We start from the raw sequence: 24,041 nt of genomic DNA on the forward strand, positions 1-24,041 counted from the left end.
TTATTACTATTATTCAAAATTAACGAAGTAAACATCCTTGGAAACTTGGTTCTCGATAATCATGTTCTTAGCTTAGAACTTATATCAAAAAGACCAAACTTTGGGCGCTAGGATAGCAAATTTAACGATAAATTAAAATCTCATCATCTTGACCAACATAGCAAGTTATAACTAAAGTCCCATGATTTTCTTTACTTTGTTCCCCAATTCACTCACCCTATCTGTTTGTGATTCACATTACTTATTATGGAATAATTATTTAAAACTGGTCCCAATAATAAGGTAGAAAGAGTCATAATTTTGTTCTGTCCTTCCATATCCAACCATAATAGGCCCGACAGGCGAGTCCACTCCAAAGAAAACAGACCCTGCACCATAGAGAGGCGCTTTATCAGCACTAATGCTGGGATCTGACCAAACTCCCCCATATTCCAATGAAGCCCCCAGATAGAATGGCGATGAAAATAAGCCAAAGTTATTATCAAACCAGCGATAACGATAAACTAAACTACCAAAAATTTTATTTTGTCCAATTAGACTGTTACGAGGGATACCAGATAAATTTAAAAAACCGCCCAATTCTTTAGGATCGATGATCAATGCTGAGTTTTTGCTCTCAACTACACCGATATCTAGATTTGCCACCAAAGTGTGACGAGAAAAACTCTGAGCATAGATTGCTTTCGCACCATACTCAAAAGCCGTGTCCTCATCATACCCTTCAAACACACTACCGCTAGTTCCCACACTATCATCATGTGATACCAAATAATCCAGATCCAGATACCAACCTTTATTTGGTAAGCTGTAGTTATCTAAAGTATCGATACGAAAATTGACAAACCCTCCTACTCGTTTGTACGACACGTCTCCTAAAGAAGGAAAAGAGGCCAATTTCCCACTACCATCTGTATACCGAACACCAAGTTTAACTCGACTCCATAGTGTGTTTTGGTAACCGATAGCCCATTCAGCTCCCCATTTATTAAATGCCAGAGGAATATAATCTCGAGTCGCAGCTAATGACGTATCTGTCATTCCTCCTTTAGGAATATTGACTTTTTCACTGCTGTAAGACCCAGTAACCGTGGTGAAGAAATCTGTGTTGAACAAAAGTGGAGTGTACAACTCTCCCAAGACAAGTTTGTCCGAGCCCATCTCGATATTGAGCCTAAATTCAGCCCCCAAAGAATTTAAATCGGTGAAATTGGTTGAAACACCAATGGAGTATTGACTGTCTGTTTCAAAATCATCTTCTAGAAAAAAGCGAAAGTTGACATAATTTGGCCCCCAGGATTTTTCTCGAATATTAAGCACTAGGGTGTTTTGATTATCAATTTCTTCATAGCGATAAGTGATAAGTTCAAATCGATCTAACGCATAAAGACTTTGGACGCTCGCTTCTATCTCAGCCGTTGCATAACGCTGGCCTGGCTTAAGTTTAAGGTACTTTTTTAACGCTTCTTCACTGTAGTGACTGTGATTATGAATAACGATTTCTTCGACCATGATTTCATCACCATAACGAAGCTTTCGCCGAGCATCTTCTTTATGATCAATGTAATCTTGGTACTCAGATGACGACACACTGTATCGCTCAAGCTGAGCTTTGCTAGCAATAGCGGCTTGATAGCCTTGCTGGTAGGCAAACGGCATTTTGCCGAATTCCGCAGTATCCATATCCCCAACCTTAGGTTGAAGAAAAACATCTTTATCTGTCAGAGTGCTAGCTTGGCGGCTAGTGGTGCTCTTAACTAAGTAGTTGGACAGTTGATCAGCTACTGTGAATAAAGTTGTAAATTCCTCTTTTTCTTTATAGTTCGTGCTGATATCCACAGCAATAACAATGTCCGCTCCAAGCTCTCTTGCCACATCAACAGGCATGTTGTTAGTCACACCGCCATCGACTAAAAGTTGGCCATTGAGCTCATAGGGAGGCAAAGCACCAGGCACTGACATACTCGCCATCATGGCGTCAACAAGATACCCGTCACCAATTACTACAGGTTTTAACTCAATAATGTCAGTGGCAACTGAGCGATAAGGTATTGCTAGATCATCAAAAGAAGTAAAACGAGGGAGGTTACCAGAAGTCTCACGCAAAATTTTGAGCATCCCCTGACCTTGCACAATTCCACGAGCTGCATGAATCTCTCCCCAACGAAGGCCCAAATCGGTCGTCAGTTGGTATCTGTCTTCATACTCTTTGTCTCGCACACGACGTTCACTGCGATCCACTCTGTCACGATAGCCGCTATTCCAATCGACAGTAGTAATAAAACTCTCGATTTCATCAGCGCTCATACCTGTTGAATACAAACCGCCAACATAGGCTCCCATGCTGGTTCCAGTGATGTAATCCACCGGAACTTTAAGCTCTTCTAGCGCCTTTAACACACCAATATGCGCAGCACCTTTTGCTCCACCGCCAGCAAGAACGACTGCAATTTTGGGCCGTTCAACTTCTTTCTGTTTGTCTGGCTTTTCCGCAGACATCACGTTTTGAAGCGCAGCCATATAGACAAGTAAAAAGCACAATAACTTCTTCACTACATCGTTCCCTTTTCGCAATACCTTCAATGAGTTCAACACGCCTCTACCAGCTAAATAACTTTTTAATCCACTGAGCTGGCTGACTATCGCACTGACTTTTCAACTGATTATTAACATCCCACATAGGAAGCTTGAAGGCATTACCACAATCCAATTCGAGACTTCCATTATCAGTATAAGCAAAACCTAAAGTACTAATACCTTTAGGCCAAGGTAATGATAATGTTTCCGGAATACGATGGTTTAAATACTCCGCATACACTCTTAGCGCACCACTTGAACCGGTAAGCTTGGTTGGCTGATTATCATCTCTACCAAGCCAGATGGTTGTTACTTCTCGACCGTCTACCCCAACAAACCAACTATCACGAGTGTCATTGCTCGTACCCGTTTTTCCCGCTAATGCTGCCCAGCCAAATTGACTATTGAGATATCGCCCTGTTCCCTCCAAAACACCACGTTTCATAGCATAAGTGGTCAGCCAAGCGGCTTGCTGATCTATGGTCTGAGATGTTCGAGGTAAGGACTGGAATAAAACCTTACCCTCTTTATCAACCACTGAACGCAGTGCTGATAATGGCGAGCGCTTACCAGAATTCGTCAGGGTTTGATACATTTGAGCAACTTGAAAAGGCGTCAAAGTGAAAGAGCCGAGAAACATCGAAGGCACTGGCCTAATCTCATCAGGATCCACGCCGAGTTTTTCCAGAGTATCAATAACTTTAGGTATACCCAATTGCATACCTAATTCTACTGTCGGAACATTGAGTGATTTAGCTAACGCCAAATACAATGGTACATCACCTCTAAATTTTCTGTCATAGTTTCGTGGTGACCAAACGCTCCCTTTTGAGCCTTTTAAACTGATCGGCTTATCATGTAAAGTGGTTGCAAGGTTATACTTCTGGGGCTGCTCTAAGGCTGTCAAATACACAGCAGGCTTAACTAGTGAACCGATTTGTCGGCTAGCATTCAACGCTCGATTAAAGCCATCATAGCCGGTACGTTTTCCTCCAACCATAGCGCGTATTTCACCTGTATGGCGGTCAACGGCAATCGCAGCGCCTTCCAAAGATTTCCCCGCCACTTGGCTTAATTGAGGAATCTTTCTAGCAATCGCTTGTTCTAGCTCTTGCTGTGAGACAGGATCGAGAGAAGTGAATACCCTCAGGCCCAAATCTGACTGAAATACCTCACCCACTTTGTCTTTAAGCTCAATTTTAAGTTGCTGGAAATAAGCAGGCTGGCGACTTGCAATACGGGGGTTGTCTTGTATATCCAATGGACGATTTACTGCCATTTCGTACTGACTTGCACTCAACACATCCTGTTGCATCATCAAGCGTAACACCAGATCTCGTCGCTCTTTCGCTCTTTCCGGATACCGGATAGGATTGTAATAGGAAGGACCTTTTACCATACCGACCAACAGAGCAAGCTGGTCTATTCGCAGTTCCTGAATGGGCTGACCAAAATACAACCGAGAAGCCAAGCCAAATCCGTGAATCGCTTCACCTCGGCTTTGACCTAGGTAAACTTCATTGAGATAACCTTCTAAGATACGATCTTTGCTGTATCTATAATCAATAATCAGAGCCATATAAGCTTCACGCAGCTTGCGCCATAATGTTCGATCGCTAGATAGGAATATATTTTTCGCGAGCTGCTGAGTAAGAGTACTTCCACCCTGCACCGTTCTTCCAGCTTTTAGGTTGGCAACCATAGCTCGAGCGATAGCAAGTGGGGATACTCCATCGTGCTGATAAAAGTCTCTATCTTCGGTTACGAGTAGCGCATCAACCATGATCTCGGGAAACTGGTCTCGCCTGAGAAATAATCGCTGCTCGTCATGACCCTTTTCTAACATCCCCAGCATTTTGGGCTCAATACGCAGATAGCCAAGATCACCCGCTTTCTCTAATGACTCAATCCGCTTTAAGCTTGTAGCGTCGAAATGAAGCATCACATGACGATCAGGTTCAGGGCCATTGGTGAATTCAAAAGGACGACGAAACAATTCAATCTTGGTCGAAGAGGATGAATATTCACCAGGGTAGCGAGGATGCCGCACTTTACGATAATTGAGTACATCTAACTCATTGCGCACCTCTTGTATTGAAATACTGTCCCCAGGAGCAAGATTTAAAATTCGCGCATACACGACTGTAGGTAAATCAAATAACTGACCTTCGAAGCGCTGCCTTACCATGCTATCAAGATACACACCAATAAACACAATCACGACTATGCCAGCAAGACTTGCTTTCCAAGCTACACTCCAAACTATTTTTAGCCAGTTGCGTTGATTCTTTGAGCTCTTCTTCCTAGAAGATAGCTTTTTCGCGGTTTTAGGTTGTTTACTTTTAGAGGTTGTTTTCTTGCTCATGAGTTCAGTTGTCGCTTAGTTTTCGTCGTCGCCACATGATTAGCTGGATCATCAGGCCATACATGCTTGGGGTAACGTCCTTTCATTTCTTTTTGTACTTCTTTGTATGCACTCGCCCAAAAGCTAGCCAAATCGCTTGTTATCTGTAATGGGCGCTGCGCGGGTGAAAGCAATTCCACCAGCAATTTCTTTCTTCCCTGTGCTATCTTAGGCGACGCTTGTTGACCAAACATTTCCTGCATTCGTACAGACAAAATAGGCTCGTAACCTTGTTTATAGCGAATCTTTTTCTTCGTTCCCGTAGGTAACAAATAATAAACGGGTAGCCATTGATCTATGTTCTTGTTAAGTGGCCAAGAAAGATAGGACATTAATACGGGCTCAAGATCAATTTTTTTCATTGCTTGCAATGAGTTGACTCCAATTAAGTATGGCTCCAACCAGTGTTCAAGGTTTTTCAATAATTGTGCATCCGAGGTTTCTGGCCATGGCTGTTCTGGTAGCCAATCAGCAGCGCAGCGAATACGTTCAAGTAATTGCGTGCTATTATCCGACCAGTCTAATACAGCCAGTCCCTTACGTCTTACATAGTTGAGTAAAGCTTGGGTCATTTTTTCAGGAGGAGGTGTCGGCAAAGGCGCTCGCTCGACAACCAAGCGTCCAATACACTGTTGAGATTCGGCGATTAATCGTCCTTTTTCATCATCCCAATCAAGATAATCATTGTTTTTGAGAAGGCCAGGGAACCACTTTTTCACAGATAATAATTCTAGCTCCACAGCCAAAAAGATACGAGAAGAACCTGATTGGGTGCGAATAAGATCTGCAATAACTAGATACTCTGAAATAGATAATTTTTCTTCATCATTCAATTCAGCCCCATGCCCATTGGCAAGCAAAAACTTCCCTACTTTTCCACTACGCAGCTGAGCGACTCGGTCAGGAAAAGCGGTAGCTAACATGACGGCTACCAAAGATTCTTCTATAGATTCAGTAGAAAAGGCGACATTAAGCTTGCGAGCTAAAGCCATACCTCGTTGATGCACCATTTTTTGCTGAGAATGTTTTCCTCGCTTGAAGCTATCAACCGAATGTGTAAAGTTGACAGTGCTGCGCTCAGGTGATTCCAATAACGCTGCCACTGCAGGTGCTGTGGAAAGCCATGCGGGGCTATTTGAATGGGTTAACATAGCTGCAATTCTAGGTTCTACCCCAAGATCACAAGCGGCTTTGCCTCGACTTGTTAATTGATGTTTATCATCCAACAAACCCAGATTCACCAGTAACCGTTTGGATTGTAAAAAGCTTGCTTGTGGAGGAATATCCAGCCACTTTAATTCCGATGGTTCAGAAGCACCCCATTGGGCAAGCTCTATAGCTAGACTGGATAAATCTGAAGACAATATCTCAGCAGGTGGCACATAGGGCTGCTGATTTAACGAACTTTCAGAATATAGCCTTATACAAATACCCGGCTCCAATCGCCCTGCCCGCCCCGCTCTTTGCTCTGCTGATGATTGCGCAATACGAACTTGCTCAAGCTTAGTTACCCCATTTTTAACATCAAATCTCGCAGTGCGCTGTAAACCTGAATCGAGCACTATACGTATGCCTTCGATGGTCAAAGAAGTTTCAGCAATATTGGTCGAAAGCACCACTTTACGCTGCCCTTTAGTAGGCGCTTGAATCGCTGCCTGCTGCTGTCGAAAACCCAATTGTCCATGTAAAGGGAAAACATCGACATTACTGGGCAAACTGGTTAAGCCCTCAGCAACACGCTTAATGGCTGACATACCAGGTAAAAATACCAGTAATGACCCTGTTTCCTTGCCGATTAAACTGTGAATTTGAGCCACGACCACCTGCTCATATCCCTGATTAGGTCTTAAAGGGTGATAACGATATTCAACTGGAAAACTTCGGCCTTGAGATTCAATATACTTAGCATTAGGCATCAACACTTTTATATCATCGAGGTCTATAGTCGCTGACATGATGACTAACTTGAGATCCTCTCGCAGTACATCCTGAATTTCGAGAGAAAACGCAAGAGCAGTATCTGCATGAATGCTACGTTCATGGAATTCGTCAAACATCACCAATGAGATCCCCGTCAGCTCCGGATCCATTTGGATCATGCGGGTTAAGATACCTTCAGTTACAATCTCTAGTTGCGTGTTGACGCTAACCCTAGACTCCCCTCTCACTCGATAACCAACACGCTGACCGATGCTTTCTCCGAGCTGCTGAGCAAGATAGTAGGCGATATTACGTGCAGCTAGACGCCTTGGCTCTAACACAATGATCTTTCCATTAACCACATTTTCGGTTAATAACTTTAATGGAAGGTGGGTCGACTTACCTGCACCTGGTGCGGCTTTAAGAATAACTTGGGAGTGAGTTTTGATGGCAGACAATAAGTCTGGCATCACGCTCTCTATGGGAAGCTGTGACAAGGATGAGGCCTTATGATGTAATAATGTAAATATTGTACATAAATCCAGCCTCAAATGAAGTTTCAACCTCAATTACAACCCGCAGTATTGATTAAACGCTACAAACGTTTCCTTGCTGACATCCGCTTACCCGATAATGAAGAGATTACCATACACTGCGCAAATACTGGTGCTATGACAGGTTGTGCATCAACTGGAGATACCATTTGGTATTCAACTTCTAGCAATACCAAGCGTAAATACCCGCATAGCTGGGAGCTAACCCAAACCAATCAAGGCGACACCATTTGCGTGAATACGGCTAGAGCGAACCAACTCGCAGTAGAAGCGATAGAAACAGGCATAGTCCGCGAGCTAACAGGCTACGAACAACTCAAAACAGAAGTTCGATACGGCGATGAAAATAGTCGAATTGATATTCTTCTCACGTCAAGCAAGCACCCAAGCTGCTATATAGAAGTAAAAAGCGTGACATTACTTGATGAAGCGCATCAAGGCCAAGGATACTTTCCAGATGCGGTAACCACCCGTGGACAGAAGCACCTGAGAGAGCTCACAAAAATGGTTCAAAATGGATACAGAGCAGTACTTTTATTCACAGTTTTGCATTCTGGTATTGAAAAAGTCTCTCCTGCACACCATATAGACCCACAATATTCAAAATTATTGAAAAACGCACAAGAACAAGGCGTTGAAATACTGTGTTATGCGGCACAGCTTTCAAATACTGAGGTAAAACTAGTAAAACCTATTCGTTTCATTGGTTAAGAGAAAAAATGGTGTCATCTTCACATTGACAGCAAGTTTACTCTAGAGTGTTTGCCTCACTTTGTTCTTTTTGCTATAGATAGCCGCCTTAAAATCCAACTGCGAGCGCAGTGGATCAGGTGTAAGTAGGAGATGCTGCATGCCAGAATCAAAGAAAAAAGCGCTAGGCATCCTAGCAATTGCAGGGGTTGAGCCATATACAGAAAAAGCTGGTGAAGAATATATGTCACCAGAGCAGTTGGCTCATTTCACGAAAATTTTGGCCGCATGGCGAAACCAGCTCAGGGAAGAAGTTGATCGCACTGTGCATCACATGCAAGATGAAGCTGCGAATTTTCCAGATCCCGTAGATCGTGCCTCTCAAGAAGAGGAGTTCAGCTTAGAGCTTCGTAATCGAGACAGAGAGCGTCGCCTTATTAAGAAGATTGAAAAAACGCTTAATAAGATCGAAGAAGACGAATTTGGTTTCTGTGAATCTTGTGGAGTCGAAATCGGTATTCGTCGCTTAGAAGCTCGCCCAACCGCTGATTTATGTATTGACTGCAAAACATTAGCAGAAATTAAAGAAAAGCAAATGCAAGGCTAGCAGTGTAAGCAACATGAGTAATAGAGGGAGCAATTGCTCCCTTTTTGATTTGTTAGAAAAGAATATCAGATGACTTATATTGGCCGTTTTGCTCCCTCACCTTCAGGTCCACTGCACTTTGGATCTCTTGTCGCTGCACTAGGAAGCTACTTCCAGGCAAGATCTCAACGAGGTAAATGGCTGGTGCGTATTGAAGACCTAGACCCTCCAAGAGAAGTCAAAGGTGCGGCCGATCTTATTTTACGTACTTTAGAAGCTTACCATCTTGATTGGGATGATGATGTGGTTTACCAAAGTCACCGTCATGCCGTTTATCAAGCACAATTGGATAGCTGGTTAAGTTCTGGACAAGCTTACTACTGTAGATGTACGCGCAAGCAAGTTAAAGCGATGGGCGGGTTTTATACTGGAAATTGCCGTGATAAAAAGTTAATAAACGATGGTAACTGCGCCATTAGATTGCTTATGACACATCCAGTTGAAAGCTTTGATGATAGGAAACATGGCCAATTTTCCGTTCCTCCCGAGCTTGCACGAGAGGACTTTATTGTTAAGCGCAGAGACGGGCTATTTGCCTATAATCTAGCAGTGGTGATTGATGATATTGCTCAAGGCGTGACCGAAGTGGTGCGTGGGGCTGATTTAATTGAGCCGACGGGCAGACAAATAAGTTTGTATCATATTCTTAACCAACCACTCATCAATTACATACATTTACCGCTAGCTTTAGATAAGTCGGGTCAAAAACTGTCCAAACAAAATCACGCACCAGCCATTGACCTAAAGCAACCTAAACCCACTTTAATCGATGCAATGCAATTTTTAGGTTTTGAATTAAATAAGGAAATTAAGCAAAGTAATGTGAGAGAGATCATTGATTGGGGTATAGCAAACTGGAGAATTGAACAACTACCAGATGCAACTGAAATAACACCGCGATTCTCAAATAGCTCGCTGTAGGCTATCATTAGCCGCGAAATTAGTCCGAATAGTGTAAACGGAACCATAAGCCAGACCAAAATAGGCACACTCGAGTACTGGTGATGAGAGCCGCCAGAAATACGAGTAATTGATGCAGATGAATAAAAACGACCAAACACCAAATAAAAACGACGTCTACCCAGAGTTGTCTCTGAACGTCATCACACGCCAAGAACATAACATTTCTCGTAAACACATTAGTGATAACGCGCTTAAGGTGTTGTATCGACTTCATGGCGCTGGTTTTGAGGCCTTTCTGGTCGGCGGCGGTGTAAGAGATTTATTACTGGATCAAAATCCTAAAGATTTTGATATTGCCACCAATGCAACGCCGGAAGAAATACGCCAGCTATTCAAAAACTGCCGCCTGATTGGTCGCCGCTTTCGTTTGGCGCATATTATGTTTGGCAGAGACATTATTGAAGTGGCGACCTTTCGTGGTCACCACCAAGAAACCACAAAAAATGTCTCGCAGCAGTCAAAAGAAGGCATGCTTTTACGCGATAACGTATATGGCACCATAGATGAAGATGCTGAGCGTCGTGATTTTACAATCAACGCTATGTATTACAACATAGGTGATTATTCCATCCATGATTACGCAGGTGGGCATGAAGACCTTGAAGATAGACTGGTTCGTCTGATTGGCGATCCGCAGACTCGCTATCGTGAAGATCCTGTCCGTATGCTGCGTGCGATTCGTTTTGCCGTGAAGTTAGATTTCGATATTGAAGAAGATACAGCGGCACCGATTGAAGACATGTCACACCTATTGCAAGACATACCTGCCGCACGCTTATATGAAGAATCTCTCAAAATGTTGCAGTCTGGCTATGGATTAGAAACTTACCATCTGATGCGTGAGTACAATCTCTTCCAACAATTATTTCCTCTAATTGCCAGTGACTTTACGCAAGACTATTCGTCAAAGACTGAGCAAATGTTGGATTTAGTCTTAGATTCTACTGATATACGCATAGAACAAGGCAAGCGTATAAACCCTGCTTTCATGTTCGCCGCTATGCTTTGGTACCCGCTTCTTGCACGCGCTGACATGCTAATGGCCAAACGTAAGCTATCTGAATACGATGCTATTATGGAAGCGAGCAACTATATTCTCGATGAACAAGTACGTACCATCGCCATACCTCGTCGTCATACGGCAACAATTCGAGAAATTTGGCAATTACAACTTCGCCTACCACGAAGAAATGGTAAGCGAGCTTTTCGATTGATGGAACTCAACAAGTTCAGGGCTGGCTTTGATTTCCTCGAAATGCGAGGAGAAATCGAGACTGGCGAAACCGAACAACTCGCCAAATGGTGGCAGACATTCCAAAATGCGGGACGCGAAATGAGACAAGCTATGGTCTCTGATTTAGAATCAGACACACCAGAGCAAGGTAAAAAGCGTCGTCGTAAGCCATATCGTAACAAAAAAAACAAGGTTTCATCTTCATGACTACGGTCTACATCGCTGTTGGGAGCAATTTATCTGACCCAGTAGCGCAAGCAAACAATGCAATTGACGCGCTTAAAGAGTTACCGGAATCTGAGTTTATCAGTAGCTCTTTGCTATATACGAGCACGCCTATGGGGCCACAAGATCAACCTGATTACATTAATGCCGTCGTCAAAATCCAGACACGATTAACGCCAATACAATTGCTCGACTGCACACAAGCCATTGAGCTAGAGCAAGGACGTGTTCGTAAAGATGAGCGTTGGGGACCTCGCACTTTGGATTTAGACATTATTCTTTACGGCAATGAGGTGATTGATTCTGAGCGCCTAACCATCCCTCATTATGGGATGAAAGAGCGCGAGTTTGTACTCTACCCACTGGCTGAAATTGCCCCAAGTATCACTCTCCCGTGTGGGACCAGACTAGATGACTTGCTATCAGTTGTCGCGAAAAACGGTCTGCGTGTTTGGCAATAATAGCCAACCCCTGAAAGGAAAAATCATGAAAAAAGTTACCATATCTGATCTGATGAAATGGAAGCAGGAAGGTCGTAAATTTGCTACTTCCACCGCCTATGATGCGAGCTTCGCCCAGCTGTTTGAAAGTGAAGAGATGCCCGTTCTTCTTGTCGGCGATTCACTAGGCATGGTGTTACATGGCGCTCCTGATACATTACCAGTTACAATCGAAGATATCGCCTATCATACCCGTTGTGTAAGAGCAGGTAGCCCAAATTGCCTATTAATGGCTGATATGCCCTTCATGAGCTACGCAACACCTGAACAAGCCTGTGATAGTGCAGCTAAGCTAATGCGAGCCGGAGCCAATATGGTCAAAATTGAAGGGGGAGATTGGCTAGTCGATACAGTAAAAGTATTAACACAACGTGCGGTACCTGTGTGTGCTCATCTGGGGTTAACACCACAATCAGTCCATATTTTTGGTGGATTTAAAGTACAAGGGCGTGAGCAAGACAAAGCGGAACGAATCGTCCGTGATGCGATTGCGCTACAAGAAGCAGGGGCTCAAATAATTCTATTGGAATGCGTCCCTAGAGAGCTAGCGGCTCGTATCACAGATATCTGTGATGTTCCTGTTATCGGTATAGGTGCAGGTAATGCCACAGACGGACAAATCCTAGTTATGCATGATATGTTCGGTATATCGGCAAACTACATGCCTAAGTTTTCAAAGAACTTCCTTGCTGAAACTGGAGATCTGCGTAAAGCGGTCGCCATGTACAAAGACGAAGTTGAACGTGGTACTTTCCCAAGTCAAGCCCACACCATTGCGTAAGGAGCGAACTAATGCAAACTTTTGCTGAGATTGCCACACTTCGTGAGCAAATCAAGCAGTACAAACGTGATGGCCGTAGCATTGCCTTTGTGCCAACCATGGGTAATTTGCATGAGGGCCACTTAACTCTAATGCGTAAGGCTCGCGAGCATGCTGACATTGTTGTCGCGAGTATTTTTGTGAACCCTATGCAGTTTGAGCGTAGTGACGACTTAAACAACTATCCTAGAACACTCGAAGATGATTTAAGCAAGTTAGCTAATGAAGGCATAGAAATTGTCTTTACGCCGACACCCGATGTCATTTACCCAAACGGAACAGACAAACAATCTTTTGTCGAAGTGCCTGGGCTGTCAAACATCCTCGAAGGTGTTTCTCGACCGGGGCATTTTCGCGGTGTTGCAACCGTAGTGACCAAGTTGTTCAACATTGTTCAGCCTGAAGTTGCATGTTTTGGTGAAAAAGACTTCCAACAGCTCGCTGTTATTCAAAAGATGACTGAAGATTTGGCACTGGATATAAAGATCGTCAACGTGCCGACCGTTCGCGAAATGGATGGCCTTGCCATGAGCTCTCGCAATAATCTATTAACCATGGATGAGCGCCAGCGCGCACCTGTTTTGGCTCGTACCATGCGTTGGATAAGCAGCGCGATACGCGGAGGGCGTGACGACTATGCCTCAATTATCGAAGATGCAAGCGATCAGCTTCGCGCCGCAGGTCTCCAACCTGACGAAATATTTATTCGCGATGCAAACAGTCTAGGCGTGGTAAGTACAGAGACCACTCAAGTCGTTATTTTAATGTCAGCATTTTTAGGGCAAGCTCGCCTAATCGATAATCAAGTTGTCGATCTAACAACGGATACGAAAGAAGAAGCGAATGTAGAATCGTCCTCCGAAAGCGCCGAATAACTTGAATAAAACGGACTAAATTCTTTAAAAGGCTGGGCAACTATCCCAGCCTTTCCTTTTGCTATAAAACACTAACTTCTTAGTCCAATTCCCTTGGTAATTAGGTAGTGTGCAACAGAGTATAGTATAATCACAAATACAGCTAATACGCTGAATGACTCTACAATTCCGACATCGGAAATACCCAAAAATCCATAACGAAATGCATTGACCATGTATACGATGGGATTAATTTTCGACACTCCCTGCCAAAACTCAGGCAACAAGCTGATTGAGTAAAACACACCACCTAAATAAGTAAGTGGAGTCAACACAAAAGTTGGGATAATCGAGATATCATCAAATGTTTTTGCATATACAGCATTGATTAGGCCGCCAAGCGCAAAAACAATTGACGTCATAAATACGGTTAGAAAAATAATACCCCAATGATCGACTTGTAAATCCACAAACAGCAGCGAAACCAAGGTGACAATAAAGCCAACCAATAGCCCCCTAGTAACCCCTCCCATCACATAGCCAAATATAATCACATAATTGGGCACAGGCGCGACCAAAAGCTCTTCAATATTTTTTTGAAGCTTGGCGCTAAAAAATGACGAAGCGACATTGGAATATGAATTGGTGATCACTGACATCATAATAAGGCCTGGAACAATATACTCCATATAACTAAAGCCATTCATTTCACCAATTCGCGAGCCGATTAAACGACCAAAAATAATGAAATACAAACTCATAGTGATAGCAGGAGGCACTAGTGTCTGAACCCAGATTCGAGTAAATCTATGTACCTCTTTACCCAAAAGACTACAAAAAGCGGTCCAATATAGACGATACATATTACAGCTCTCCCTGCTGAACAATATTGACAAAAAGTTCTTCCAGGCGATTGGCTTTATTTCGCATCGATAAGACCTTGATATCCTGATCTGTTAACTGACTAAAAATTCTGTTTAAACCCTGCGTTTTTTCGATTTCAATTTCTAGCGAACCATTTTGTAAACGGTGACTAACCACCCCTTCTAACCTCGGCTCTGCCGTGCCTTCCTCTAAATCCAAAATAAAAGTTTCAACATCAAGCTTACTCAATAAGTCTTTCATCGTGGTGTTTTCAATCAGTTCGCCTTTATTGATAATGCCAATATTTCGACATAGCATTTCCGCCTCTTCGAGGTAGTGCGTGGTGAGAATAATAGTGATACCTTGTTGATTAATTTTCTTAAGGAACTCCCACATAGAGCGGCGAAGCTCGATATCTACACCAGCAGTAGGCTCATCTAAAATCAACAACTTAGGCTCGTGAATTAACGCTCTTGCAATCATCAACCGCCTTTTCATGCCTCCCGATAAGTGGCGAGCACGTTCATTTCGCTTATCCCATAATTCAAGCTGAGTTAGGTATTTCTGTGCTCTTTCTTTAGCAAGTGCACGAGGAACACCGTAATACCCTGCTTGCTGGAGGAGAATCTGTTCTACGGTTTCATACGGATTGAAATTAAACTCTTGAGGGACCAAGCCCAAATGCTGTTTGGCCAATTCAAGGCTTTGGTCAATGTCATAGCCAAATACTTTTACCTTGCCAGATGTTTTATTTACTAGAGATGAAATCACACCAATAGTGGTTGATTTTCCGGCGCCATTAGGTCCAAGAAGAGCATAAAAGTCTCCCTCAGTCACATTGAGACTGATACCTTTCAGCGCCTCTAACCCACCCGAATATGTTTTACGAAGCTGTTCTATTTCTAATGCGTACATAGTATTCACTGCTAATAAAAGGTCGTATGTCTTGTGGTAGAAGTATTGGAAAAGTCAACCGACAAAAAAAGTGACCAAAAACTTCCTAATCACCACAGCTGCCACTGAGTTTATCGCCGAACATCTATATACACAACTATTATTTCGAATAAATTAGAAATATGGAATATATTTGAAAAATAACCCTAAAAGATAGAAAAAAGCCCTTAAACCCTTTATTTAAAAGGGTTAAGGAGACATCAGATGAGTGGATGATGAGTACAATTTAGCAGGAATGGCGACCGAACATTGTGTATAGTGGAGCAAGGTTCGTTAAGGATAAATTGTAAAATGCCGGAAATAAAACAGCTTTTTGAAAACAACTCAAAGTGGTCTGAATCCATTAAGGCTGAACGACCAGAGTACTTTGCAAAACTAAAAGAGGGACAGAATCCCGATTTTCTCTGGATTGGCTGTGCTGATAGCCGAGTTCCAGCCGAGCGCCTTACTGGCTTATATTCAGGTGAGCTCTTCGTACATAGGAATGTAGCTAACCAAGTCATTCACACTGATCTTAACTGTTTATCCGTGGTGCAATATGCAGTTGAAGTGCTTAAGGTCAAGCATATTATTGTATGTGGTCACTATGGTTGTGGTGGCGTCAACGCTGCAATCGACAATCCTCAGCTAGGACTTATCAATAACTGGCTACTTCATATTCGCGATAACTACCATAAATACAAACACCATATCGAATCTCTACCACGTGATCAGTGGGGGGACAAACTGTGTGAAATTAATGTTGCTGAACAAGTCTATAACCTAGGGAACTCGACCATATTGCAAGGAGCTTGGGAACGTGGTCAAGAGATCGAAATCCATGGCGTTGTGTATGGTATAGGTAATGGTAAATTACAAGACCTAGGCGTTCGTTGCTCTAGTCGCGAGTCTCTCGAGTCTGGACACCAAGAAGCATTGAATAAGATTTTAGCTTCACCTGTGCTTGGTTAAGCTTGCTTTGGCCGATATTTAGCCCTGCCTATTGAAGTCAGGGCTGTTAACTGACTTAAAATCAGTCTATTTATTCTTGGGGAACCACTTTCCCTATATATGGCAAATGGCGGTAATTTTGTGCATAATCAATACCAACCCCTACGACAAACTCATCAGGAATAGCAAAACCCACCCAATCCACAGGAACTTCAACTTCACGACGTGAAGGCTTGTCTAAAAGAGTACAAATAGAAATAGACTTAGGTTCACGCAAGGACAATATCTCACGTATTTTATTGAGCGTGTTTCCTGTATCGATAATGTCTTCGATAATTAGTACATCTTTGCCTTTGATATCATCATCAAGATCTTTAAGGATTCTTACATCGCGAGAGCTTTCCATACTATTGCCATAGCTAGAAGCCGTCATAAAGTCGACTTGATGCGTTAATTCGATTTTTCTCGCCAAATCGGCCATAAACACAAATGAGCCTCGTAGCAAACCGATAAGTACTAGATTTTCACTCCCTTGATAATGCGCCGTGATCTCTCTTCCTAATTCATTTACCCGATGTTGAACCTCTTGTTCAGAAATCATTACTTCTACTGTATGCTTCATATCAATCTCATTTTTCATTTAAAGGAAATTCATTAGGCAGGAATTCGGCACTAACCCAAGATTCAGGCACATATTTTATCATCACTATGTCACAGGTAAAACGTTTGCTTGATTAAAGGCTGCAATAAATATATGCAACTACATGATCTCAAGCACGGTATTAATAAAAATGATTATTAAATAAACTGAAATCGTTGACCTAATTGATATGCACCATTACACTCATACCTGCGAAAGCAATAATAATATTCTAATTAGGGCATAAGCCCATATATACAACTCAATTGGCAAGGAAATATAACTATGGATTCTATAGCTAAAAGACCGCGTACGCGCCTTTCTCCACAAAAACGCAAGCAACAACTAATGGAAATTTCACTAGAGGTGTTCGCTCGTCGTGGTATCGGCCGTGGTGGTCACGCAGACATCGCAGAAATTGCTCAAGTTTCTGTCGCAACCGTATTTAACTACTTCCCGACCCGTGAAGACTTGGTCGATGATGTGTTAAATTATGTTGTACGTCAGTTCTCTAACTTCCTATCAGACAACATCGATTTGGACATTCATGCGAAAGAAAACCTTCGTAACCTAACTTCTGCTATGGTCGATCTCGTGGTTAATGACTGCCACTGGCTAAAAGTATGGTTCGAGTGGAGCGCTTCAACGCGTGATGAAGTTTGGCCACTGTTCGTGTCAACAAACCGTACTAACCAGCTGTTAGTTCAAAATATGTTTGTTAAAGCAATCGAAAGAGGCGAAGTCTGCGATACTCATGATCCTGCGGATCTAGCAACGCTATTCCATGGCATTTGTTACTCACTGTTTGTACAGGCAAATCGTACACAGGATGATGACTCAGTAAACCGCTTAACACAAAGCTACCTAGATATGCTTTGTATCTATAAATAAGCGTTAACTGAAGTCCAAGCCGAGTCCTGTTAGAGACTCGGCTTTTTTGTATCTGTGATTCATACGATACAAAAAAGCCGCTGATACTTCAGCGGCTATATTGTTGAGGCTAGAAGAAAATTATTTCTTCTTTTTCACTGCTTTTTTATTTGGCAGATCAGTGATTGACCCTTCAAATACTTCAGCTGCTAGACCAACAGACTCATGTAGCGTAGGGTGAGCGTGAATAGTAAGAGCAATATCTTCAGCATCACAGCCCATTTCAATCGCTAGCCCAATCTCACCAAGAAGTTCTCCACCGTTGGTACCTACAATTGCGCCACCAATCACACGGTGAGTTTCTTTATCAAAGATAAGCTTAGTCATACCATCCGAGCAATCAGAAGCAATCGCACGGCCAGAAGCCGCCCATGGGAAAGTAGCAACTTCGTACTTGATACCTTCTTCCTTCGCTTCTTTCTCTGTCTTACCAACCCAAGCAACTTCAGGCTCAGTGTAAGCAATTGAAGGAATAACTTTAGGATCAAAGTAATGTTTCTTACCAGCAATAACTTCTGCCGCTACGTGGCCTTCATGCACACCTTTGTGAGCCAGCATTGGTTGGCCAACAATATCGCCAATAGCAAAAATATGAGGCACATTAGTACGAAGCTGCTTATCGACATTAATAAAACCACGCTCATCAACTTCAACGCCTGCTTTCTCAGCATCAAGTGACAAACCGTTTGGTACACGACCGATTGCAACTAGAACAGCATCGTAGCGCTCAGCATCCGCTGGAGCTTTCTTACCTTCCATCGACACATAGATGCCATCGTCTTTCGCTTCAACGGCTGTCACTTTAGTTTCAAGCATCAGGTTGAATTTATCTTTAACACGCTTGGTGTAGACTTTTACTATGTCTTTATCTGCTGCAGGAATAACCTGATCAAACATCTCGACAACATCGACTTTCGAACCAAGAGATTGATAAACAGTTCCCATCTCTAGGCCTATGATACCGCCGCCCATAATAAGCAGTTTCTCTGGTACTTCTTTTAACTCTAATGCGTCTGTAGAGTCCCAAATTCTTTGATCTTCATGTGGGATAAACGGCAATTTGATTGGGCGAGAGCCCGCTGCAATAATTGCATTGTCAAAATTAACAATCGTTGATTCACCCTCACCCTCAACCTGAATTGAGTTCGGGCCAGTAAATTTACCGTAGCCGCTAACAACCGTTACATTACGCATCTTAGCCATACCACTAAGACCACCAGTTAACTGGTTAACGACTTTTTCTTTCCAAATACGGATTTTATTGATGTCAGTTTGTGGCTCACCAAATACAACGCCGTGATCTGCCATCGCTTTTGCTTCTTCAATCACTTTAGAAACGTGAAGAAGTGCTTTCGATGGGATACAACCCACGTTTAAACATACACCGCCAAGAGTGCTGTAACGCTCGATAAGTACGGTTTCTAGACCTAAATCTGCACAACGGAATGCAGCGGAGTAACCAGCAGGACCAGAACCAAGTACAACAACTTGGGCTTTAATTTCTTTGCTCATTTTGACCTCTTGTAGTCATTATCCCTAACAGGCGAGTGGGTATTGATTCTTATGTTTAAGAGTGGTTAGTTTTAAACAGTTATTTTCAGACCGCCAACAGTTTACAGAGATGTTAATGGTGTGAAAAGCAATTCCATTTAGCCTGTGAGCTAGCCGACAATTCAGCGAGGAAAACCTATTGCCTCACTTACCTGCCAGATGTTTTAAGTAACAGAGGCGGCTTAAACAGCCGCCTCTAGGTAACAAATTTTGGTTAAAGAACCAAACGACGAATGTCTGACAGACAAGCGTTCAAGTAAGTGATAAAGCGAGCGCCCTCTGCACCGTCAATGACGCGGTGATCGTACGATAGTGACAAAGGTAACTGCAGGCGCGGTGCAAAGTCTTTACCGTTCCATACAGGCTTCATCTCAGACTTAGACACACCTAAGATACCCACTTCTGGCGCGTTTACGATTGGGGTAAACGCAGTACCACCGATACCACCAAGGCTAGAGATGGTGAAACACCCGCCTTGCATGTCACCTGCAGTCAACTTACCTGCACGTGCTTTCTTAGACACCACCATTAGCTCTTCAGACAGCTCGTAAATGCCCTTCTTGTTCACGTCTTTAAACACAGGAACAACCAGACCATTTGGCGTATCGACCGCAATGCCTATGTTGACATACTTCTTCAGAATGATGCTTTCGCCATCCTCAGACAGTGAAGAGTTGAACGCAGGGAAAGCTTCTAGAGCTTTCGCTGCAGCTTTCATGATAAAGACTAGAGGAGTGATCTTCATTCCCGAGTCTTTCTTCGCTTCGATCGCATTTTGTTCTTTACGGAAGGCTTCTAGCTCGGTGATATCAGCATTGTCCCACTGTGTAACATGAGGAATCATTACCCAGTTACGATGCAGGTTTGCGCCTGAGATCTTCTTAATCTTAGAAAGCTTCTGAACTTCAGTTTCACCAAACTTGCTAAAGTCGACTTTTGGCCATGGTAGTAGGCCAAGTGCAGAGCCATCACCTTGGCCTGATGCAGCGCCTGCACCGGACTCAAGACGCTTGAGCGCTTCTTTCACGTATGACTGCACATCTTCTTTAAGGATGCGACTCTTACGACCAGTGCCCTTAACCTTAGCCAGATTAACGCCAAACTCACGAGCAAGACGACGAACGACAGGAGATGCATGCGCATACTCATTATTTTCTTGGAAATCGCCTGTTGCGGCTGGAGCTGCAGCCGGAGCCTCTACTTTTGGAGCAGGTGCTACCACTGGAGCTGGGGCTGAAGTAGCAGCTACAGGCGTCGCGCCAGCAACCTCAAACACCATGATCAGAGAACCAGTCGATACTTTATCACCGGTTGAGATTTTGATTTCTTTGATGGTCCCCGCAAATGGAGCAGGCACTTCCATAGAAGCTTTATCGCCCTCAACAGTGATAAGAGATTGCTCTTCTTCCACTGTATCACCAACTGCAACCATGATTTCAGTGACTTCAACTTCATCGTCACCAATATCTGGAACATTCACTTCTTTTAATGCAGAAGCTGTCGGTGCTGCAGCAACTGGCGCATCTGCCACGACTGGCGCTGATACGGCACCAGAACCTGCGACCTCAAACACCATGATCAGAGAACCCGTTGTAACCTTATCACCGGTTGCAACCTTGATCTCTTTTAGAGTACCAGCACATGGTGCAGGTACTTCCATCGAAGCTTTGTCACCTTCAACAGTCAGAAGAGATTGCTCTTCTTCAATGCTATCACCAACGGCAACCATGATTTCAGTTACTTCAACTTCATCACCGCCAATATCAGGAACATGAACTTCTTTCAGTTCAGATGATGCTGGCACAGCCGCAGGCGCTTCGGCAACAGCTGCAGGGGCAACGTCTGCTGCACCGTCTTCAGAATCAAATACCATGATCAGCGAGCCAGTTGATACCTTGTCACCCTCAACGACTTTAATTTCTTTAACAATACCCGCTGCCGATGCTGGAACTTCCATAGAAGCTTTGTCACCTTCAACAGTAATTAGAGACTGTTCTTCTTCAACCTTGTCGCCAACGCTTACAAGAATTTCAGTAACTTCAACCTCATCCGCACCGATATCTGGTACATTAATTTCGATTGCCATTTCTTATCTACCTTTCTAATTAAGCGTACAACGGGTTAGTTTTCTCAGTATCGATATCGAACTTTTTGATCGCTTCAGTGATCGCTGACTTATCAACTTTACCCTGCTTTTCAAGTTCTGTTAGCGCTGCCACAACAACGTAGCCTGCATTCACTTCAAAGTGACGACGAAGGTTTTCACGGCTATCCGAACGACCGAAACCATCAGTACCAAGAACTTTGAATGATTCAGAAGGCATAAATGCTCGAACTTGCTCTGCGTAGTTCTTCATGTAGTCAGTTGCAGCAATTGCAGGCTCTTTACCCATTAGCTTGGTAATGTAAGGTACTTGAGCTTTTGCTTCAGGATGCAGCATGTTAAAGCGCTCTGCCGCTTGACCATCACGAGTCACTTCATTGAAAGATGTTACCGAGTAAACATCAGATGCAATACCGTAATCATCGCTCAAGATTTGCGCCGCTTTGCGCACTTCATTCATTATGGTACCAGAGCTCATTAATTGAACTTTACCTTTACCACGCTTACCTGAATAGCTTTCAAGTTTGTAGATACCCTTACGGATACCTTCTTCCGCACCTTCTGGCATTGCTGGCATTGCGTAGTTTTCATTCATCAGCGTCAGGTAATAGAACACGTTTTCTTGCTCTGGACCGTACATGCGGCGAATACCATCTTGCATGATGACTGCAACTTCGTAAGCGAAAGTTGGGTCGTAAGAAATACAGTTAGGTACCGTATTTGCCATAATGTGTGAGTGACCATCTTCGTGCTGTAAGCCTTCACCGTTAAGTGTTGTACGACCGGCAGTCGCACCAAGCAAGAAGCCACGTGATTGTTGGTCACCAGCCATCCATGCCATATCACCTACTCGTTGGAAACCAAACATTGAGTAGTAAATATAAAATGGGATCATTGGCAGATCGTTAGTGCTGTATGAGGTCGCTGCAGCAACCCAAGAAGCCATAGAACCTAGCTCATTAATACCTTCTTGCAGTACTTGGCCCGAGGTTGCTTCTTTATAGTAAGAAACAACACCACGGTCTTCAGGTGTGTATTCCTGACCGTGCGGGTTATAAATACCGATTTGACGGAATAGACCTTCCATACCAAAGGTACGAGCTTCATCACATATGATTGGAACAATGTTTTTACCAATGCCCTTATTCTTCAATAGAATATTTAAGGTACGAACGTAGGCCATTGTAGTAGAGATTTCACGCTTTTGTTCACTCAACAAAGGACCAAACTCTTCGAGTTCAGGTAGCGCGAGTTCTTGAGTAAATTTAGGCAGACGCTGAGGTGTATAACCTTTAAGTTCTTTACGGCGAGCATGCAGATATTCGTACTCTTTTGAGCCTTCATCTAGCTTCAGATATGGCAAATCTTTAACAGCTTCGTCAGTCAATAGATCTTGTAGGCCTAAACGGTCACGCATATGCAGAACATGAGTCATGTCCATTTTCTTAACCTGATGAGCAATGTTCTTACCTTCAGCTGCATCACCCATACCATAGCCTTTAACTGTTTTAGCTAAAATAACAGTTGGACGACCTTTGGTCTGCTCAGCATTTTTGTATGCCGCGTAAAGCTTAGATGATTCATGACCACCTCGCTTAAGCGCAAAGATTTCATCATCTGTCATGTCAGCAACAAGTGCCGCTGTCTCTGGGTACTTGCCGAAGAAGTGCTCACGAACGTACGCACCATCTTTAGCTTTGAACGTTTGGTAATCACCATCAATTGTTTCGTTCATTAGTTGAAGTAACTTGCCTGTGGTATCTTTAGCCAGTAGAGAATCCCAGTTGTTACCCCAAATAACTTTGACCACGTTCCAGCCAGCACCTTTGAATAGGCCTTCAAGCTCTTGAATGATCTTACCGTTACCCATTACAGGGCCATCTAAACGCTGTAAGTTACAGTTGATAAGGAAACAAAGGTTGTCCAACTTTTCACGAGCTGCGAAAGAGATAGCACCACGTGACTCTGGCTCATCCATCTCACCATCACCTAGGAAGGCATAAACGCGCTGCTCAGAAGTATCTTTAAGACCACGACCATCTAGGTATTTAAGGAAACGAGCTTGATAGATAGCAGAGATAGGGCCAAGTCCCATAGAAACCGTTGGGAATTGCCAGAACTCAGGCATAAGTTTAGGGTGTGGGTAAGAAGGAATGCCTTTCCCATCCACTTCCTGACGGAAGTTATCAAGTTGCTCTTCCGTTAAGCGGCCTTCAACAAAAGCACGCGCATAGATCCCCGGAGAGATATGACCTTGGTAATAAACTAGGTCACCACCATCTTTTTCGTTAGGTGCACGGAAAAAGTGGTTGAAACATGTTTCGTAGAATGCAGCAGAAGACTGGAAAGACGCCATATGACCACCTAGGTCAAGGTCTTTCTTCGATGCACGTAAAACGATCATGATTGCATTCCAACGAATGATGGAACGAATACGACGCTCAATGGTTATGTCACCTGGGTAAGCGGGTTCTTGATCTGCTGGAATCGTATTGATGTAATTCGTTGTGACTCCAGTTGGCATGTCAACACCGTCTATACGGGCTTTGTCTAGAACTTGCTCTAGTAGGAACTGAGCACGCTCTACACCTTCTTCACGTACCACTGACTCAAGGGCCTGTAACCATTCTTGAGTTTCGAGTGCATCTACGTCATGCTTCATATCAGACATGGCGATCTATCCT

At 43.4% G+C, this 24,041-nt stretch carries 18 protein-coding genes; 9 read left to right on the top strand and 9 right to left on the bottom strand.

Annotation, left to right across the window (positions count from 1 at the left end; genetic code table 11):
* Positions 1-255 precede the first annotated feature (255 nt).
* The 3 genes from FIV01_RS12110 to hrpB form a co-directional block, all read right to left on the bottom strand.
* A complete protein-coding gene (locus tag FIV01_RS12110; protein ID WP_152431730.1) occupies positions 256-2,517 on the bottom strand; it encodes a patatin-like phospholipase family protein in 2,262 nt (753 codons plus the stop codon).
* A 79-nt stretch (positions 2,518-2,596) separates the two neighbouring features.
* Positions 2,597-4,939, bottom strand: a complete 2,343-nt coding sequence (gene mrcB / locus FIV01_RS12115; RefSeq protein ID WP_152431228.1) for a penicillin-binding protein 1B — start codon at positions 4,937-4,939, stop codon at positions 2,597-2,599.
* Positions 4,936-7,368, bottom strand: coding sequence for an ATP-dependent helicase HrpB (hrpB, locus tag FIV01_RS12120; protein WP_246210402.1), 2,433 nt, complete (start codon positions 7,366-7,368; stop codon positions 4,936-4,938). Before hrpB ends, mrcB begins: the two co-directional genes overlap by 4 nt.
* Positions 7,369-7,449: 81 nt before the next feature.
* On the opposite strand from hrpB, the gene sfsA reads away from it, so the two are divergent.
* The 7 genes from sfsA (at position 7,450) to panC (ending at position 13,405) form a co-directional block, all read left to right on the top strand.
* Positions 7,450-8,163, top strand: coding sequence for a DNA/RNA nuclease SfsA (gene sfsA, locus FIV01_RS12125; protein ID WP_152431230.1), 714 nt, complete (start codon positions 7,450-7,452; stop codon positions 8,161-8,163).
* A 139-nt stretch (positions 8,164-8,302) separates the two neighbouring features.
* The gene (dksA, locus tag FIV01_RS12130) at positions 8,303-8,749 is read left to right on the top strand and encodes an RNA polymerase-binding protein DksA (RefSeq protein ID WP_152431231.1); all 447 of its coding nucleotides are present in this window, start codon (positions 8,303-8,305) and stop codon (positions 8,747-8,749) included.
* 69 nt (positions 8,750-8,818) lie between these two features.
* A complete protein-coding gene (gene gluQRS / locus FIV01_RS12135) occupies positions 8,819-9,709 on the top strand; it encodes a tRNA glutamyl-Q(34) synthetase GluQRS (RefSeq protein ID WP_152431232.1) in 891 nt (296 codons plus the stop codon).
* 112 nt (positions 9,710-9,821) lie between these two features.
* On the top strand, positions 9,822-11,192 hold the full coding sequence (gene pcnB, locus FIV01_RS12140; protein WP_152431233.1) for a polynucleotide adenylyltransferase PcnB: 1,371 nt from the start codon (positions 9,822-9,824) through the stop codon (positions 11,190-11,192).
* Positions 11,189-11,671: a 2-amino-4-hydroxy-6-hydroxymethyldihydropteridine diphosphokinase gene (folK, locus tag FIV01_RS12145; RefSeq protein ID WP_152431234.1), complete on the top strand. Its 483-nt coding sequence runs from the start codon at positions 11,189-11,191 to the stop codon at positions 11,669-11,671. The genes pcnB and folK overlap by 4 nt, the downstream gene beginning before the upstream one ends.
* A 25-nt stretch (positions 11,672-11,696) precedes the next feature.
* Positions 11,697-12,491, top strand: a complete 795-nt coding sequence (panB, locus tag FIV01_RS12150) for a 3-methyl-2-oxobutanoate hydroxymethyltransferase (protein WP_152431235.1) — start codon at positions 11,697-11,699, stop codon at positions 12,489-12,491.
* A gap of 11 nt (positions 12,492-12,502) precedes the next feature.
* A complete protein-coding gene (panC, locus tag FIV01_RS12155; protein WP_152431236.1) occupies positions 12,503-13,405 on the top strand; it encodes a pantoate--beta-alanine ligase in 903 nt (300 codons plus the stop codon).
* 71 nt (positions 13,406-13,476) lie between these two features.
* Here panC and FIV01_RS12160 read toward each other — a convergent pair whose 3' ends face one another.
* Together FIV01_RS12160 and FIV01_RS12165 are read right to left on the bottom strand one after the other, a co-directional pair.
* Positions 13,477-14,247, bottom strand: a complete 771-nt coding sequence (locus FIV01_RS12160; RefSeq protein WP_152431237.1) for an ABC transporter permease — start codon at positions 14,245-14,247, stop codon at positions 13,477-13,479.
* Position 14,248: 1 nt separating this feature from the next.
* Positions 14,249-15,163, bottom strand: coding sequence for an ABC transporter ATP-binding protein (locus tag FIV01_RS12165; RefSeq protein WP_152431238.1), 915 nt, complete (start codon positions 15,161-15,163; stop codon positions 14,249-14,251).
* A gap of 330 nt (positions 15,164-15,493) precedes the next feature.
* Between FIV01_RS12165 and can the strand changes: the two genes are divergently transcribed.
* Positions 15,494-16,153, top strand: coding sequence for a carbonate dehydratase (gene can, locus FIV01_RS12170; protein WP_152431239.1), 660 nt, complete (start codon positions 15,494-15,496; stop codon positions 16,151-16,153).
* Between the two features lie 70 nt (positions 16,154-16,223).
* On the opposite strand, the gene hpt is transcribed toward can, so the two are convergent.
* Positions 16,224-16,754, bottom strand: a complete 531-nt coding sequence (gene hpt / locus FIV01_RS12175; protein ID WP_114785251.1) for a hypoxanthine phosphoribosyltransferase — start codon at positions 16,752-16,754, stop codon at positions 16,224-16,226.
* Positions 16,755-17,057: 303 nt separating this feature from the next.
* Here hpt and FIV01_RS12180 point away from each other — a divergent pair, with 303 nt between their 5' ends.
* Positions 17,058-17,663 (top strand): LuxR/HapR/OpaR family quorum-sensing transcriptional regulator, encoded by a 606-nt coding sequence (locus FIV01_RS12180; RefSeq protein ID WP_114784933.1) that lies wholly within the window; start codon positions 17,058-17,060, stop codon positions 17,661-17,663.
* 120 nt (positions 17,664-17,783) lie between these two features.
* Here the strand turns inward: FIV01_RS12180 and lpdA are convergent, their stop codons facing one another.
* From lpdA to aceE, 3 genes are all read right to left on the bottom strand, one after another.
* On the bottom strand, positions 17,784-19,214 hold the full coding sequence (gene lpdA / locus FIV01_RS12185) for a dihydrolipoyl dehydrogenase (protein ID WP_152431240.1): 1,431 nt from the start codon (positions 19,212-19,214) through the stop codon (positions 17,784-17,786).
* A 253-nt stretch (positions 19,215-19,467) separates the two neighbouring features.
* Entirely contained in the window at positions 19,468-21,339 is a 1,872-nt protein-coding gene (gene aceF / locus FIV01_RS12190) for a pyruvate dehydrogenase complex dihydrolipoyllysine-residue acetyltransferase (RefSeq protein ID WP_152431241.1), read from the bottom strand.
* Positions 21,340-21,358: 19 nt separating this feature from the next.
* A complete protein-coding gene (aceE, locus tag FIV01_RS12195; RefSeq protein ID WP_152431242.1) occupies positions 21,359-24,028 on the bottom strand; it encodes a pyruvate dehydrogenase (acetyl-transferring), homodimeric type in 2,670 nt (889 codons plus the stop codon).
* Positions 24,029-24,041: the final 13 nt, after the last annotated feature.

Source organism: Vibrio aquimaris, from assembly GCF_009363415.1.
Lineage (GTDB): Bacteria > Pseudomonadota > Gammaproteobacteria > Enterobacterales > Vibrionaceae > Vibrio > Vibrio aquimaris.

Bases quoted from the DNA above. Each gene is read 5' to 3' on its own strand.
- FIV01_RS12110 (WP_152431730.1), bottom strand. From the start codon at position 2,517: ATGGCTGCGCTTCAAAACGTGATGTCTGCGGAAAAGCCAGACAAACAG.
- mrcB (WP_152431228.1), bottom strand. From the start codon at position 4,939: ATGAGCAAGAAAACAACCTCTAAAAGTAAACAACCTAAAACCGCGAAA.
- hrpB (WP_246210402.1), bottom strand. From the start codon at position 7,368: ATGCCAGACTTATTGTCTGCCATCAAAACTCACTCCCAAGTTATTCTT.
- sfsA (WP_152431230.1), top strand. From the start codon at position 7,450: ATGAAGTTTCAACCTCAATTACAACCCGCAGTATTGATTAAACGCTAC.
- dksA (WP_152431231.1), top strand. From the start codon at position 8,303: ATGCCAGAATCAAAGAAAAAAGCGCTAGGCATCCTAGCAATTGCAGGG.
- gluQRS (WP_152431232.1), top strand. From the start codon at position 8,819: ATGACTTATATTGGCCGTTTTGCTCCCTCACCTTCAGGTCCACTGCAC.
- pcnB (WP_152431233.1), top strand. From the start codon at position 9,822: ATGCAGATGAATAAAAACGACCAAACACCAAATAAAAACGACGTCTAC.
- folK (WP_152431234.1), top strand. From the start codon at position 11,189: ATGACTACGGTCTACATCGCTGTTGGGAGCAATTTATCTGACCCAGTA.
- panB (WP_152431235.1), top strand. From the start codon at position 11,697: ATGAAAAAAGTTACCATATCTGATCTGATGAAATGGAAGCAGGAAGGT.
- panC (WP_152431236.1), top strand. From the start codon at position 12,503: ATGCAAACTTTTGCTGAGATTGCCACACTTCGTGAGCAAATCAAGCAG.
- FIV01_RS12160 (WP_152431237.1), bottom strand. From the start codon at position 14,247: ATGTATCGTCTATATTGGACCGCTTTTTGTAGTCTTTTGGGTAAAGAG.
- FIV01_RS12165 (WP_152431238.1), bottom strand. From the start codon at position 15,163: ATGTACGCATTAGAAATAGAACAGCTTCGTAAAACATATTCGGGTGGG.
- can (WP_152431239.1), top strand. From the start codon at position 15,494: ATGCCGGAAATAAAACAGCTTTTTGAAAACAACTCAAAGTGGTCTGAA.
- hpt (WP_114785251.1), bottom strand. From the start codon at position 16,754: ATGAAGCATACAGTAGAAGTAATGATTTCTGAACAAGAGGTTCAACAT.
- FIV01_RS12180 (WP_114784933.1), top strand. From the start codon at position 17,058: ATGGATTCTATAGCTAAAAGACCGCGTACGCGCCTTTCTCCACAAAAA.
- lpdA (WP_152431240.1), bottom strand. From the start codon at position 19,214: ATGAGCAAAGAAATTAAAGCCCAAGTTGTTGTACTTGGTTCTGGTCCT.
- aceF (WP_152431241.1), bottom strand. From the start codon at position 21,339: ATGGCAATCGAAATTAATGTACCAGATATCGGTGCGGATGAGGTTGAA.
- aceE (WP_152431242.1), bottom strand. From the start codon at position 24,028: ATGTCTGATATGAAGCATGACGTAGATGCACTCGAAACTCAAGAATGG.